Here is a 13,834-nt window from a genome sequence, read left to right as displayed (position 1 = left end):
CGGGACGACCGGGACGACCGGGACGGTGATCGGGACGGCGAGGAGCGGGCCGAGCGGCGCTCCCGGGCCGGACGGGCCGGGATCGGCGCCGCCGAGGCCGCCGGCCGGGCCGCCGCCCAGGTGCGGGCGATGACCGGGCGCAGCCCGGAGGGCGTCACCTCACTGGAGCGGACCGAGGAGGGCTGGCGGATCGGCGTCGAGGTGGTGGAGAGCCGGCGGATCCCCGACTCCACCGACATCCTGGCCGTCTACCGGGTCGACCTCGACCGCGACGGTGAACTGCTCGCCTATCGCCGGGAGAACCGCTACCACCGCGGCCGCACCCCCGACGAGGAGGGAGAAACGTGAGCACCCCCGCCCCGTGGCGCGGTACCGGCGCGGTGCCCGCCTCCCCCGGGACCTCCGCCGCGCCGCAGCCCGCCAACCTGGCCGACCTGCTCGAACGCGTCCTGGACAAGGGCATCGTGATCGCCGGGGACATCCGGATCAACCTGCTGGACATCGAACTGCTGACGATCAGGATCCGGCTGCTGATCGCCTCGGTCGACCGGGCCCGCGAGATGGGCATCGACTGGTGGGAGCACGACCCCACCCTCTCCTCCGGCGACCACCGCAGGGACCTCGCCGCCGAGAACCGCCGCCTGCGCGAACGCCTCGGCGAACTGGAGGCCGCACGTTCGGAGGACGCCCGCTCGAAGGACGTCCGGGAATCCGGGTCCGAGCCGACAGACGAGCCTGCGGACGGGCCCGCGGACGAGGACCGCCCGGAGCGCCCGGCCCGCAAGGCCGCCCGCACCCGGCGGCGGGAGGCGCCGTGACCTACACCTGGCTGTACGCCGTCGCCCCGGCCGGCCCCGCCCCGGCCCCGCCGTGGGGCGCCCCGGACGGGGTGGCCGACGAGCGGCCGAGGACGGTCGACGCCGCCGGCCTGCGCGCGGTGGTCGGAACGGTGCCCGACACCGACTTCGACTCCGACGCCCTGCAGCGCCACCTCGGCGACCCGCGGTGGCTCGAACGCGCGGTGCGCGCCCACCACCGGGTCGTCTCCGCCGCCGCCACCGGCGGCCGGGCCCTCCCGGTCCGCTTCGGCACGGTGTACCGCGCGGACGACCGGGTCCGCGCCCTGCTGGCCGAGCACGCCGAGGAGATCCGCACCGCCCTGGCCGACATCGCCGACCGCACCGAGTGGGGCGTCAAGGCATACCCGGACCGGGCCCGCCCCGGCCGGGACAGCGGGGACGGCACCGACCGCCCGCCCGAGGACCGGCCGGGCACCGCCTACCTGCTGCGCCGCCGGGCCGCCCGCGACCGGACCGAACACGCCCTGGCGGACGCCGCCGAACGGGCCCGCCAGGTCCACCTGGCGCTCTCCGGCCTCGCCGACCGCAGCACCGAGCACCCGCCGCAGCCCACCGAGGCGACCGGCGTCCGCGACCCGATGCTGCTCAACGGCGCCTACCTGGTACACCGTTCTCGGGAGGCGGAGTTCGCCCGCACGGTCGAGGACCTCCAGCAGCGGCAGGCCCCCGCACTGCGGCTGGAACTCACCGGGCCCTGGCCGCCGTACTCCTTCGCCGCCCTGCCGGCCACCGGGGACGGCGCGCCGTGACCACCGACGACCTCGCCCCCGGCCTGCGGCAGCGCAACGTCGCGCTGGTCGACCTGCTCGACCGGGTGCTGGCCGGCGGCGTGGTGATCGCGGGCGAGATCACCCTCTCGATCGCCGACATCGACCTGGTCCGGATCAGCCTGCGGGCGCTGATCGCCTCGGTCAGTTCGCTGCTCGACCCGGACTCGCTGCTCGACCCGGAGGGGAGCGCCGGGGGAGACGACGGGGGAGTCGCCCCGTGAGCGGGGACCCGGGCCGCCGCCCCGTGAGCGGGGAGCCGGCCCGCCGGGTCGAGCTCGACCCCGAGACGGTCGGGCGGGACCTCGCCTCCCTCGTTCTCACGGTGGTCGAACTGCTCCGGCAGCTGATGGAGCGCCAGGCACTGCGCCGGATCGACCAGGGCGACCTGGACGAGGAACAGGTCGAACGGCTGGGCCTGACCCTGATGGCGCTGGAGGATCGGATGGCGGAACTCCGCGAGCACTTCGGCCTCACCCCGGAGGACCTCAACCTCGACCTCGGCCCGCTCGGCCCGCTGCTCTCCAACGAGTGACGCCGGGCGGGCCCTCCGGTTCAGACCGGTTCAGGACGCCCGCTTGAGGTTCCGGCGCGGGCGGGCGGCGGCCTTCAGCGCGTACTGGAGCTGGTCGCGGGTCATGGTGGACCGGTGCGGGATGCCGAGCGCGGCGGCCCGCCGGTACAGCTCGGTCTTGCTGAGCGAGGCGAGGTCCTCCACGGCCTCCGCGGGCTCCGCCGCCCTCACCGACTTCGCGGACTTCACCGCCTTCGCGGACTTGGCGGACTTGGCGGACTTCACAGACCGCACCGACCGCACCGGGCGCTCCGCCTTCGCCGCCGGTTTCGTCCGGCCGCCGCCCTTCGCCCGGCCGCCGTCCTTCGTGCGGCCGCCGTTCTCCGTCCGGGCCTGGTCCAGACTGCGGCGCAGGACGTCCATCAGTTCGGTGAGGTCGGTGGCCTCGGGTTCCTCCCCGGCGGACAGGGCGATCTCCCGGCCCTCGGCCTTCGCCTCGACCAGCGCCCGGACCCGTTCCTCGTAGGTGTCGTGGTACTCGTCCGGGTCCCAGCCGACGGTGAGCATGTCGATCAGCTGCTCGGCGGTGGCGAGTTCGGTCCGGTTGAAGTCCCTGCGCCGGGAGGGCAGGCCGGGCACCTCCTGCCGCGGGTCGCGCAGTTCGTCGGACCAGTGCATGGTGCGCAGTTCGAGCAGACCGTCGGTGGAGTCGACCGCGGTCAGGTACTCCCGGCCGCGCATCGAGAACACGGCGATCCCGGCCCGGCCGGAGTGCGCGAGCGCCTCGACCAGGAGCTGGTAGACCTTGGCGGTCGCCGGATCGCCCGGCCCCAGGTAGTAGGTCTTGTCGAAGAAGACCGGGTCGATCTCCGACAGGTCGGCGAAACCGCCGATCTCGATCGTCCGGGACCGCCCGGGGGCCAGTTCCTCCAGTTCGGCGGGCTCCACGACGACGTACTGCCCCTCGCCGAGCTCGTAGCCCTTGACCACGTCCTCGAACGGCACCTCCTCGCCGGTGCGCTCGTTCACCCGCCGCTGCCGCACCCGGTCGGTGGTGCCGCGCTGCAACTGGTGGAAACGCACCGCGTGCGACTCGGTCGCCGGGTACAGCGCCACGGGCAGGCTCACCAGCCCGAAGGACAGCGTCCCCTTCCACACCGGCTTGGCCATCGTGCCCACCTTCCTCCACCGGACGCGCACCGCTGTTGCCGCGGCCCGCGACCGTCCGTGTCCTGCCGCGCGGCTGCCCGGTCCGGCCCGCGCCCACACCAGGGTCCGACCGCGCGCCCCGGCCCGCACCCGCTCACGGCCGCGCCGCACCCGCTCACGGCCGCGCCGGGCGCTTCTTCGACCGGCCGGCCCGGACCAGGGCGGCGCCCAGGACGGCGTACTCGTCCGGCGGCACCAGGCGGGCCAGGCCCTCGGGCGTGCCGGGCAGGCCGAGGTCCCGCGCCGTCCGGCACACCCGGGCGTCGAAGGACGGGCGCAGCCACGGCCACACCGCCTGGGCCTCCCGGCAGAAGATGTCCGCGCCGACCGGGCCGATCCTCGGCACCTCCCGCAGCAGGCCGCGCAGCGCCCCGGGGTCGCCGTCCGCCGCCGCCGCCATCCGGCGCAGGTCGCCGCGCCAGCGCTCCAGCACCAGTCGGGCCCCGTCGCCGAGCGCGGTGGCGGTGCTCTCGTCGTACCGCGCGTAGTGGGCCCGGCCCAGCGCGTCCACCCGGTCCTGCCAGGCGGAGCCGGCCATCGCCCGCGGCGTGCGCAGCCCCGCCCGGGAGAGCTCCCGGGCGGCCGCGGTGGCCGTGCCGGCGCTGATCCGGATCGAGCTCAGCACCGTCAGCACCAGCAGCCGGTACAGCGGCGAGGGCTCGTCGCGCAGCGTGATCCCGGCCTCCCGGGCGTACGTCCGGCCGTGCTCGTCCAGCAGGTCGGACACGATCCCCTCGACCGTCATCGTTCGACACCTCGCCTCCGTGACGCCCCGCACTGCCGCGGCTGCCCGGAATCCGCGGGCGCACGCCGGACGCGGCCGGACGTGTCGGACCGCCCCGGCCGGGTAGACGCCGGGGCCGGCCGGGAGGAGGAGCGACGATGCCCGCAGCGGACACCCTGGCGGAGCACCGCCCGAAGCGGCGCTTCCGGCGGACCCGCGAGCCCCACGGCGCGGGGCCCCACGGCGCGGGACCCCGGGGCGAGGAGGCCGGCGGATGACCCGGCCGGAGCACGCCGTCGCCGGGGCCGGGCAGCCGATGCTCGCCGTGCTGAGCGACCGCCGCACCTTCCCCGTCGACATGCTGTTCGAACGGAAGCTGGACGGCGTGCGGGCCCTCGCCGTCCGGGACGGCGGCCTGGTCCGGCTGCTCTCCCGCACCGGCCGCGACCTGGGAGCGACCTACCCGGAGGTGGTCGCCGCCCTCGCCGCCCGGGAGCTCCGGGACTTCACCGTCGACGGCGAGATCACCGCCGTCCGGGGCGGGCGCAGCGACTTCGCGCTGCTCCAGCAGCGGATGCAGCTCACCCGGCCCGAGGACGTCCGGGCCAGCCCCGTCACCGTCCGCTACTACCTGTTCGACCTGCTGCGGCTGGACGGCCGGGACACCACCGCCCTGCCGCTGCGCGAGCGCAAGTCGCTGCTGCGCGACGCGCTCGACTTCCGCGCCCCGCTGCACTACACCACCCACCGGGCCGGGCGCGAGGGCGGCGAACTGCTCGCCGCGGCCTGCGCCCGCGGCTGGGAGGGGCTGATCGCCAAGCGGGCCGACGGCCGCTACCTGCGCGGGCGCTCCGCCGACTGGCTCAAGCTCAAGTGCGCGGCCGGCCAGGAACTGGTGATCGGCGGCTTCACCGAACCGGCCGGCAGCCGGGTCGGCTTCGGCGCCCTGCTGGTCGGCCACTACCAGGACGGCCTGCTGCGCTACGCGGGCAAGGTCGGCACCGGCTACGACACCGGTACCCTGCACGACCTGCGGGCCCGGCTCGACCGGCTGGAACAGGACCGCCCGCCGTTCGCCGACCCGGTCCGGGAACGCGGCGCGCACTGGGTGCGCCCCGAACTGGTCGCCCAGGTCGGCTTCACCGAGTGGACCAGGGACGGGCGGCTGCGCCACCCGCGCTACCTGGGCCTGCGCGACGACAGACGGCCCACCGAGGTGGTCCGGGAACGGGGCACGCCATGACCACCGTCGAACGGGGCACGCCATGACCACCGTCGAGATCCGGGCCAGCGGCCGGATCGTCCAGCTGAAACGCGCCGACAAGGAGCTGTTCCCGGCGGACGGCCGCACCGGGGCGGTCACCAAGGCCGACCTCGCCGCGCACTACCGCCGGGTCGGCCGGCGGATCCTGCCGCAGCTGCGCGGCCGGCCGCTGATGCTGGAGCGCTACCCCGACGGCATCGACGGGCCCCGGCTCGTCCAGAAGGACACCCCCTGCCACTTCCCCGACTGGATCCACCGCAGCGAACTGCCCAAGGCCGGCGGCACCGTCGACTACCCGGTCTGCGACGACCTGGCCACCCTGCTCTACCTGGTCGGCCAGGCGTGCGTCACCCCGCACCGCTGGCTCTCCCGGGCGGACCGGCCCGACCACCCCGACCTGCTGGTGATCGACCTCGACCCGTCCGGCGAGGACTTCGAACCGGTCCGGGAGGCCGCCGTCCTGACGCACCGGCTGCTCGGCGAACTCGGCCTGCCCGCCGACCTGATGACCACCGGCTCGCGCGGCCTGCACGTCCTGGTCCGACTCGACCGCCGGGCCGCCTTCGACGAGGTCCGGGCCTTCGCCCACGACGCGGCCGCGCTGCTCGCCCGCCGCCACCCCGACCTGCTCACCACCGAGGCCCGCAAGGCGGCCCGCCGGGGACGGCTCTACCTCGACGTCCAGCGCAACGGCTACGGCCAGACCGCCGTCACCCCCTACGCCGTCCGCCCGCTGCCCGGCGCCCCGGTCGCCACCCCGCTGCTCCGGGCCGAACTCGACGATCCCGCCCTCACCCCGCGCCGCTGGACCCTCGCCACCATGGCGGAGCGCCTGGAGGCCCCCGACCCGTGGCGCGACGCCGCCCGCCGGGTCCGCTCACTGGGCCCGGCCCGCCGCCGCCTCGACCGGCTCCGTGCCCAGGAGGGCTGAGGAGGGTCGAGGCGGCGGCGGGCCGGGGAGGAGCGAGGAGGGCCGGGGAGGGCCGTGGGAAGCCCGGGTCAGAATCGGCGCCAGCGTGCCGAGGCGAACGAGAACACCCCGTACAGCACCAGCCCGGCGGCCACCGCGACCAGCAGCCACGGGCCCGCTGCGCTGCCCGCGAAGGAGCGCAGGGTGTCGTCCATGCCGCGGGCCCGCCCGGGGTCGAAGCGGACGGCCGCCAGCACCACGAACACCCCGGCGGCCGCGTACACGGCGCCGCGGGCCACGTTGCCGGAGACGCCCGTCCCGGTCACCGCGGTCCGGGTGCGCGAGCCCATCGACGCGGTGTCCAGCTTGCGCAGGAAGCGCCGCTGCACGGCGCGCACCGCGATCGCCGCGCCGACGCCCGCCAGCACCAGCCCGGCCGCGCCCACCAGCCAGCGGCCGCCGGTCAGGCCCAGCGTGGTGGCCGTCCAGTCCTTGGAGGCGGAGTCGCTGTCCGAACCGCCGCCCGAGCCCGCCGCGTACGCGGCCGTCCCCCAGGCCACGAAGCCGTAGAACACCGCCCGGCCCGCCGCCAGCACCCGCGAGCCGGTCTTCTTCCGCCCGGCCTCGCCGAACACCGCCGTCGAGGCCCGCCACAGCGCCATCCCGACGAAACCCGCCGCCAGCACCCACAGCAGCACCTCGCCGAACGGCTGCTGCGCGACCTGGTGCAGCGCCCCCTGCCGGTCGGCGTCCTCGCCGCCCGCCCCGAAGGCGATCCGCAGGGCCAGCACCCCGACCAGGGCGTACACCACGCCCCGGGCCACGAAGCCCGCCCGGCCCGCGACCGTCGTCACCCGGTCCAGCCGGGCGTCCTCCTGCATGTCCGCGTCCATCGACGTCCTCCTCCGTTCGTTCCCGCGGTTCCGGTCGGCGTGCTCAGTCCAGGGCCCGGCCGCGGGTGACGAGGTTGCCGATCACGACGTAGACCACGGCCGGGATGCCGTAGTCGAGGAGCACCTGCCCCGTGTGGTTGGACACCGTGAACAGGCCGCGCGACCAGCCGGAGAGCCAGTCGGCGGCGGTGTGGAACCAGTGCACGAGGCCGTTGTCCTGGTTGGCGTCGAAGAGGTCGAGCAGGATCCAGACCACCAGGATCCCGGCGAGTACGTGGGCCAGTACCGATATCACCGAAGTCGTCCGTCTCATGGCTGCCGCCTTGCCCGTCGCCGCAACCCCAAACCCGTTGCGGCAGAAGGGAGTTCACCGGAGTGCCGGACGGGCCCCGGGTGCTCTTCACAGCCCGGGTGCTCTTCACAGGAAGTGCCGGATCGGGGCGGTGGCCGCCTCCAGGGCGCGGCGGGTCACCCCGCGGCGGTGCCAGCGCTCCGGGGCGACGGCCTCGCTGCGGGCCAGGTCCTGGTCGAAGTGCCGGTCCAGGACGGCGGTGAACCCCTCGTCCACCACGGCGAGCACCACCTCCTCGTCGTGGTCGAGCGAGCGGCGGTTGAAGTTCGCCGAACCGACCACCGCGGCCGTCCCGTCGACGGTCAGCACCTTGGCGTGCATCATCGTCGGCCCGTACCGCCAGACCGTGGCCCCGGCGGCGGACAGCCGCCCGAAGTGGCGCTCGCCCGCCAGCTGGCACACCCGCTTGTCGGTGTGCTCCCCCGGCACCAGCAGCTCGACGGCCACGCCCCGGCGGGCCACCGCGCACAGCAGGTCGACGAAGTAGTCGTCGGGCGCGAAGTACGCCGTCGCCAGGCGCAGCCGCCGCTCGGCGGAGGAGATCACCACCCGCATCAGGGTCTGCAGGTCCTGCCAGCCGACGGCCGCCGAGCCCCGCACCACCTGCACCACCGCGCCGCCCGGCTGCTCGTGCTCCTCGAACCGGTCCGCCGCGTCGTACAGCGTGCCCGGGGCGCACTCGGCCCAGTTCTGCGCGAAGGCCGCCGCGATCCCGTCGACGGCCGGCCCGACCACCCGCACGTGGGTGTCGCGCCACTCGCCCGGGTGCCGGGCGTCGCCGCACCACTCCTCGGCGATCCCCACGCCGCCGGTGAACGCGACCCGGCCGTCCACCACCAGGACCTTGCGGTGGCAGCGGTGGTTCTGCTTGAACGGCGACAGCCGCACCGGCCGGCGGAACCAGGAGATCCGCACACCGGCCCCCTCCATCAGGTCGATCAGCTCCGGCTCGATCAGCCGGCTGCCGAACCCGTCCAGCAGCAGCCGCACCCGCACGCCCTGCGCGGCCTTGCGGGCCAGCGACCGGGCGAAGGTCCGGGCGATGTCCCCGCGCCAGTAGACGAACGTCATCAGGTCGACCGTCCGCCGCGCCCCGTCGACGGCCTCCAGCATGGCGGGGAAGATCTCGTCCCCGTTGCGCAGCGGCGTCAGCAGGTTGCCCTCGGTCGCGGCGATGCCCAGCAGCCCTTCCAGTCGGCGGCGCAGCAGCCGGGCGCTCTCCGATGGCACGGCCGGGGCAGTGGCCGGGGCAGCCGACGGGGCCTGGGCGGTCGGGGCGGCCGACGGGGCCGGGACGGCCGGGGCGGGGTCGGGAGCGGTCTCGGTGGTCATCGGGTCCTCCATCGGGGCGGCGGCGGCAGCGGTAGGGGCGGCAGCGGTAGGGGCAGTGGCGGGCCCTCGGTTACCCGCTGCGCCGCGATCGACGCCTGCCGCCGGAGCCACGGAGGGATGAAAACCGCCCGGCGGGGGACACGGGGGCCATGACGAGGACTGAGGGGCGCGTGCCGCCGTACGCCGCACTCGTACTGGCGGCGCTCGCGCAGGGGACGGCGCTGGTCGCCGCCGGACTGCTGATCACCCACCCGCCGGCCGGCTGGTGGGACCCGGGCGAGAACGGGCTGGTCGGCCGACTGGCCGCGCACCGCACCCCCGCCCTGACCACCGCGAGCGGATGGCTCTCCGGGATCGCCTTCACCCCGGCGATCGTCGCGGTGACGGCCGTCGCCGCCGCCCTGCTGCTGCTCCGGCACCGCCCGCGGGCGGCCGGGTGGCTCGCGGGCGCGGTCACCCTCCAGGCGGTGCTGTTCGTGACCGCCGCCCACCTGGTGGACCGGGCCCGCCCCGAGGTCGTCCGGCTGGACGGCGCGCTGCCCACCTCCAGCTTTCCGTCCGGGCACGTCGGGGCGGCCACCGCCCTGTACGGCGGCCTGGGCCTGCTCGCGCTGCGCGGGGTGCGCGGCCGGTGGCGGGTGCCGCTGTGCGCGCTGGCCTGGCTGGTGCCGCTGCTGGTCGCCGCCAGCCGGCTCTACCGGGGCATGCACCACCCCACCGACGTGCTGTTCGGCCTGCTCAACGGCGCGGCCGCGCTGTGGGTGGTCACGCACGCGCTGCCCGTCCGGGAGCGCCCCGCCCCGGCCGCCCCCGCCACCCCGCCGCGGCCGGCCGCCGCCCTGGTCTACAACCCGCTGGCGGTCGACACCGCCCGGCTGGAACGGCTGTCCGCCGTCCTGGCCGCCCACGGGTACGGGCCGGTGCACCGCCTGCCGGGCGAGGCCGAGGACTGCGGCCGGGCCGCCGCCCGCCGCGCCCTCACCGACGGCGCCCGGCTGGTGGCCGCCTGCGGCGGCGACGGCACCGTCACCGCCTGCGCCGAGGCACTGGCCGGAACGGGCGCCACCCTGGCCGTCGTCCCGTGCGGCACCGGCAACCTGCTGGCCCGCAACCTCGGCCTGCCCACCGCCCCCGAGGCCGCGCTGGCCGCCGCCCTGGCCGGCCGCACCCGCCGGATCGACCTGATGCGGGCCGAGGGCGACGGCCTGCCCGCCCGGGCCGCCGCGACGATGGCCGGGATGGGCCTGGACGCCGCCGTGATGGCCGACACCGGCCCCGCCCTCAAACGCCGCCTCGGCTGGCCCGCGTACGCGGTCGGCATCGCCCGGCACCTCGGCGACCGGCGGTTCGCGCTGACCGTCACCGTGGACGGCGCCGCACCGGTGCGCCGCCAGGTCCGGACGGCGGTGGTCGGCAACGTCGGCACCCTCCAGGGCGGCGTCCGGCTGCTGCCGGAGGCGGCGCCCGACGACGGACTGCTCGACCTCGTCCTGGTCCAGCCGCACGGGCCGGGCGGCTGGGGCCGGGCCCTGCTGTCGCTGCTCACCGGCACCCACCGCCAGGGCCCGGCCGCCCCGCTGGAACACTTCCGGGGCCGCCGGATCGAACTGGCCGCCGACCGTGCCCACCCGCGCGAGTGCGACGGCGACCCGGTCGGCGACGGCCGGACGCTGATCCTGACCGCCCGCCCGGACGCCCTACTGGTCCGCGTCCCCGCCGCCCCGCAGGACCCGCCCACCGGGTCTGCCGGGCCTGCCGGGCCGGTGGCGTCGGGGGGTTCCTCCCGTCCGGCCGGCTCCGGCGTGCCCGCCGCTCCACACGGCGCGGCCGCCGTGTCCGCCGGGTCCGCCGCGTCCGCCGGGTCCGCGGTGTCGGAGGGGGCTGCCGGCCCGTCGGCCCCGCCCGGCGGGTCCGTCCAGCCCCGGCGGGAGGTGGCCTGATGGGGACCGCCAGCCGGGTCGGGGCCGGCCGTGAGCACCTCTCCGCCGACGAGGCCGTGCACACCCTGCGGCGGGGTGCCTGGTGGCCGCTGGCGCGGGACGCCTTCGTCCGGTTCCGCTACGCCGACGGGTTCAGCCACGCCCGCGCCCTGGCCTTCCAGGCGGTACTGGCCCTCGTCCCGTTCACGATCGCCGTGGTCGGCCTGGCCTCCTCGCTGCACGGCGGCCCGCTCGGACAGCTGGTCGCGGGCAGCATCGAGCGGATGGTCCCGGCCTCCAGCGCCGACCTGGTGCGCGACGTCCTCGACCGCAGCCGCCACCGCACCGGCGGCACCCTCGCGCTCTGGTTCGGCGCGCTGTTCGCGCTCGTCAACCTGGTCACCGCGATGTCCCAGATCGAACGCGGCGCCAACCGGATCTACGGGATCGAACGGGACCGCCCCTTCGACCGCAAGTACGGCCGCAGCCTGCTGATGGCGGCGGGCGCGGGCCTGCCGCTGGCCGCCGGCTTCCTGGTGCTGGTGGCCGGGCCGCAGGTCGCCGCGGCCGCCGAGGAGGTGTTCGGACTGGGCCCGGCCACCGCCGCCGCCTGGACGCTGCTGCGCTGGCCGGTCGGCGTGCTGCTCACCGTGACCTCGGCCGCCCTGATCTTCCGCCGAGCGCCCCGCCGGCACCAGCCCGGCTACAGCTGGCTGGCCTTCGGCGCGGGCGTCCACCTGGTGCTCTGGCTGGCGGCGACCTGGCTGCTCACCCTCTACCTGCGCCTGAGCGGTTCCTTCGACGCCGTCTACGGCCCGCTCAGCGTGGTGTTCTCGCTGCTGGTGTGGGCGTACCTGACGGCGATCTCGCTCTTCCTCGGCCTGTCCTTCGCCGCCCAGCTGGAGGCCGACCGCACCGGCCCGCCCGGTCCGGTGCTGCCCGACCCGCTGGCCGCCGAACCGGGGGAGGCCGAACCGCTGGCCGCCGGACCGGGGAAGGCCGAACCGGGGGAGGCCGCCCGGTGACCCGCCGCAACGTCCGCCCGTCCGCCCGCCGCCCGCGCGTCGTCAGCCTGCGCAGCGCCGACCTGCACCTGGGCGAGCGCCTGCTCGCCGCCGTCGCCGCGTTCGCGGTGGCCGCCGTGCCGACCGCGCTGCTGCTGGTGCTGATCGAGGCCAACTGGCCGCCGCTGCACCGGCTCGACGCGGGCGCGGCGCACCGCCTGCACACCGCCGTGCGCGAACACCCCGCCGTCCTCTCGGCGCTGCGCACCCTCAGCAACGGGGTGTGGGACCCGCTGACGATGCGGCTGCTGGTCGCGGTGGCCGTCGGCTGGCTGCTGTGGCGGCGCGCCTGGCGGCTGGCGGTGTGGGCCGCCGCGACCGTGACCGCCTCCGGGCTGATCGGCTGGGCGGTGAAGGCCGCCGTTGCCAGGGCCCGGCCCGCGCTGCCCGATCCGGTGGCGCACGCCCCGGGCTTCTCGTTCCCGTCCGGGCACGCGATGACGGCGGCGACCTGCTGCACCGTGCTGCTGCTGGTCTTCTCCCCGGTGCTGCGCCCGCCGTGGCGGTGGGCGGCCCGGACGGTGGCCGCGCTGAGCGTGCTGGGCGTGGGGTTCACCCGGGTCGCGCTCGGCGTGCACTGGGCCAGCGACGTGCTGGGCGGGTGGCTGCTCGGCCTGGCCCTGGTCGCCGCCACTGGCTGGGCGTTCGAGGGCTGGCGGCGGGAGACCGGCCGTCCCGTCCCGCCGCCGCTCGCCGAGGGCCTGGAGCCCGAGCTCGCCCCGGACGGCCCGCCGCGGCCCGAGGGGTGAGGCGGCCCGAGGGATGAGCGGGCTCAGCCGCCCCCGTGCAGCGCGCCGACCGCCGCGTCCACGGTGTCGTGGCAGGGCAGCAGCCGGTCCACGCCGGTCATCGCGAGCAGCCGGCCGACGTCGGGGGTGGGGCCGACCAGGGCCAGCGCGGTGCCGGCGCCCTGGGTGCGGCGGAAGGCGAAGAGCAGCTCGGCCACGCCCAGCGAGTCGCAGAAGCTCAGCAGCGCGAGGTCCAGCACCAGCGGCAGCGCCTCCGCGGTGCGCTCCACGGCGCGGTGCAGGCGCGGCGCGGTGTGGTAGTCGAGTTCGCCCGCGAGCACGACGACGGTCGCCCCCACGGGATGGGTGCGGACCTCGATGGTCAGGGCGTAGTCGGGCACGGGGCTCCGTACGGTGCGGGGCGGGTGGGCCTGCGGGCGAGGGTTCGGGTGGGTGAGGGTTCGGGCGGACGGGAGTTCGGGTGGGGTCCGGGCGGGGGTCCGGGCGGGGTCAGTCGAGCCGGGCGAGCAGCAGCGCGACGTCGTCGGTCTGCGCCCGGCCGAACGAGGACAGCAGCAGGTCGGCCGCCGGGTCCAGCCCCGGCGGGGCGCCCGCGAAGGCGTCCCGCAGCGCGTCCAGGCCGGTCTGCAGGTGCTCGCCGGGCACCTCGATCAGGCCGTCGGTGACCAGCAGCAGGGTGCTGCCGGGCGGCACCGGGTGGTCGACCGGCGGCGGCTGCGGCACGTTCAGGCCGAGCAGGATGCCGTGCTCGTTCAGGTAGCGGGCGGAGCCGTCCGGCAGCCGCAGCAGCGGCGGCAGGTGGCCGGCGTTGGCGACCTTGACGCTGCGCCGGTCCGGGGCGATCAGCACCAGGCACACCGTCGCGGTCAGGCCGGGGCGCAGCCGGGTCAGCAGGGCGTCCAGCCGGTGCAGCAGGGTCTGCGGGTCGTGGCCCTCGATGGCGTAGGCGCGCAGCGCGTGGCGCAGTTCGCCCATCGCCATCGCGGCCTCCAGCGAGTGCCCGGCCACGTCGCCGATGGCCAGCAGCAGCCCGGCGGGGGTGTCGATGGCCTCGTAGAAGTCGCCGCCGATCTCGCTGCGGGCGGACGCCGGCTCGTACCGGACGGCCAGCTCGACGCCGGGGACGGCGGGCAGCCGGCTGGGCAGGAAGCTGCGCTGCAGGGTGAGCGCCAGGGCGTGCTCCTCGGCCTGGCTGCGCTGGGCCTCCAGGGCGAGCGCGCCGGCCTGGGTGAGCTGGGGGAGCAGGCCGCGCTCGTCGGGGGCGGCCACCGCGTCCC

At 76.6% G+C, this 13,834-nt stretch carries 17 protein-coding genes; 10 read left to right on the top strand and 7 right to left on the bottom strand.

What is annotated here, in order from left to right:
* From gvpO to ACFUEL_RS21215, 5 genes are all read left to right on the top strand, one after another.
* On the top strand, nt 1-348 hold a 348-nt coding region (gene gvpO / locus ACFUEL_RS21235), incomplete at its 5' end, for a gas vesicle protein GvpO (RefSeq protein ID WP_380238001.1).
* A gap of 32 nt (nt 349-380) precedes the next feature.
* Nucleotides 381-818 carry a gas vesicle protein gene (locus ACFUEL_RS21230; protein ID WP_380238003.1) on the top strand — a complete coding sequence of 146 codons (438 nt, stop codon included), beginning with the start codon at nt 381-383 and terminating at the stop codon, nt 816-818.
* Nucleotides 815-1,609 carry a GvpL/GvpF family gas vesicle protein gene (locus ACFUEL_RS21225; protein WP_380237999.1) on the top strand — a complete coding sequence of 265 codons (795 nt, stop codon included), beginning with the start codon at nt 815-817 and terminating at the stop codon, nt 1,607-1,609. The genes ACFUEL_RS21230 and ACFUEL_RS21225 overlap by 4 nt, the downstream gene beginning before the upstream one ends.
* The gene (locus ACFUEL_RS21220) at nt 1,606-1,851 is read left to right on the top strand and encodes a gas vesicle protein (protein WP_380237997.1); all 246 of its coding nucleotides are present in this window, start codon (nt 1,606-1,608) and stop codon (nt 1,849-1,851) included. Before ACFUEL_RS21225 ends, ACFUEL_RS21220 begins: the two co-directional genes overlap by 4 nt.
* On the top strand, nt 1,848-2,162 hold the full coding sequence (locus ACFUEL_RS21215; protein WP_380237996.1) for a gas vesicle protein K: 315 nt from the start codon (nt 1,848-1,850) through the stop codon (nt 2,160-2,162). Before ACFUEL_RS21220 ends, ACFUEL_RS21215 begins: the two co-directional genes overlap by 4 nt.
* Before the next feature lie 30 nt (nt 2,163-2,192).
* On the opposite strand, the gene ACFUEL_RS21210 is transcribed toward ACFUEL_RS21215, so the two are convergent.
* Together ACFUEL_RS21210 and ACFUEL_RS21205 are read right to left on the bottom strand one after the other, a co-directional pair.
* On the bottom strand, nt 2,193-3,311 hold the full coding sequence (locus tag ACFUEL_RS21210; RefSeq protein WP_380237994.1) for a Ku protein: 1,119 nt from the start codon (nt 3,309-3,311) through the stop codon (nt 2,193-2,195).
* A 154-nt stretch (nt 3,312-3,465) separates the two neighbouring features.
* Nucleotides 3,466-4,095, bottom strand: a complete 630-nt coding sequence (locus tag ACFUEL_RS21205) for an endonuclease (protein ID WP_380237992.1) — start codon at nt 4,093-4,095, stop codon at nt 3,466-3,468.
* 253 nt (nt 4,096-4,348) lie between these two features.
* Between ACFUEL_RS21205 and ligD the strand changes: the two genes are divergently transcribed.
* On the top strand, nt 4,349-5,317 hold the full coding sequence (gene ligD, locus ACFUEL_RS21200; protein ID WP_380237991.1) for a non-homologous end-joining DNA ligase: 969 nt from the start codon (nt 4,349-4,351) through the stop codon (nt 5,315-5,317).
* Between the two features lie 22 nt (nt 5,318-5,339).
* The gene (locus ACFUEL_RS21195; RefSeq protein WP_380237990.1) at nt 5,340-6,269 is read left to right on the top strand and encodes a DNA polymerase domain-containing protein; all 930 of its coding nucleotides are present in this window, start codon (nt 5,340-5,342) and stop codon (nt 6,267-6,269) included.
* Between the two features lie 68 nt (nt 6,270-6,337).
* Here ACFUEL_RS21195 and ACFUEL_RS21190 read toward each other — a convergent pair whose 3' ends face one another.
* The 3 genes from ACFUEL_RS21190 to ACFUEL_RS21180 all read right to left on the bottom strand — a co-directional run bounded on the left by ACFUEL_RS21190 (nt 6,338) and on the right by ACFUEL_RS21180 (nt 8,825).
* Nucleotides 6,338-7,141, bottom strand: coding sequence for a DUF1206 domain-containing protein (locus ACFUEL_RS21190; protein WP_380237989.1), 804 nt, complete (start codon nt 7,139-7,141; stop codon nt 6,338-6,340).
* A 43-nt stretch (nt 7,142-7,184) separates the two neighbouring features.
* Nucleotides 7,185-7,454 carry a hypothetical protein gene (locus ACFUEL_RS21185; RefSeq protein ID WP_380237988.1) on the bottom strand — a complete coding sequence of 90 codons (270 nt, stop codon included), beginning with the start codon at nt 7,452-7,454 and terminating at the stop codon, nt 7,185-7,187.
* Between the two features lie 105 nt (nt 7,455-7,559).
* Nucleotides 7,560-8,825 (bottom strand): phosphatidylserine/phosphatidylglycerophosphate/cardiolipin synthase family protein, encoded by a 1,266-nt coding sequence (locus ACFUEL_RS21180; protein ID WP_380237986.1) that lies wholly within the window; start codon nt 8,823-8,825, stop codon nt 7,560-7,562.
* Between the two features lie 149 nt (nt 8,826-8,974).
* On the opposite strand from ACFUEL_RS21180, the gene ACFUEL_RS21175 reads away from it, so the two are divergent.
* The 3 genes from ACFUEL_RS21175 to ACFUEL_RS21165 are packed head-to-tail and all read left to right on the top strand — an operon-like array spanning nt 8,975 to nt 12,557.
* The gene (locus ACFUEL_RS21175; RefSeq protein WP_380237985.1) at nt 8,975-10,765 is read left to right on the top strand and encodes a diacylglycerol kinase family protein; all 1,791 of its coding nucleotides are present in this window, start codon (nt 8,975-8,977) and stop codon (nt 10,763-10,765) included.
* Nucleotides 10,765-11,769 (top strand): YihY/virulence factor BrkB family protein, encoded by a 1,005-nt coding sequence (locus tag ACFUEL_RS21170; protein ID WP_380237984.1) that lies wholly within the window; start codon nt 10,765-10,767, stop codon nt 11,767-11,769. The genes ACFUEL_RS21175 and ACFUEL_RS21170 overlap by 1 nt, the downstream gene beginning before the upstream one ends.
* Nucleotides 11,766-12,557, top strand: a complete 792-nt coding sequence (locus tag ACFUEL_RS21165) for a phosphatase PAP2 family protein (protein WP_380237983.1) — start codon at nt 11,766-11,768, stop codon at nt 12,555-12,557. The genes ACFUEL_RS21170 and ACFUEL_RS21165 overlap by 4 nt, the downstream gene beginning before the upstream one ends.
* A 23-nt stretch (nt 12,558-12,580) precedes the next feature.
* Here ACFUEL_RS21165 and ACFUEL_RS21160 read toward each other — a convergent pair whose 3' ends face one another.
* On the bottom strand, nt 12,581-12,937 hold the full coding sequence (locus ACFUEL_RS21160; RefSeq protein WP_380237982.1) for an anti-sigma factor antagonist: 357 nt from the start codon (nt 12,935-12,937) through the stop codon (nt 12,581-12,583).
* Between the two features lie 109 nt (nt 12,938-13,046).
* Nucleotides 13,047-13,834: PP2C family protein-serine/threonine phosphatase (locus ACFUEL_RS21155; RefSeq protein ID WP_380237981.1), on the bottom strand; the 788-nt coding region annotated here is incomplete at its 5' end.

It is taken from the genome of Kitasatospora sp. NPDC057198, from assembly GCF_042670125.1.
Lineage (GTDB): Bacteria > Actinomycetota > Actinomycetes > Streptomycetales > Streptomycetaceae > Kitasatospora.
The sequence above is the reverse complement of the archived record's forward strand: the minus strand, read 5'-3'. Positions and strand labels throughout refer to the sequence as shown.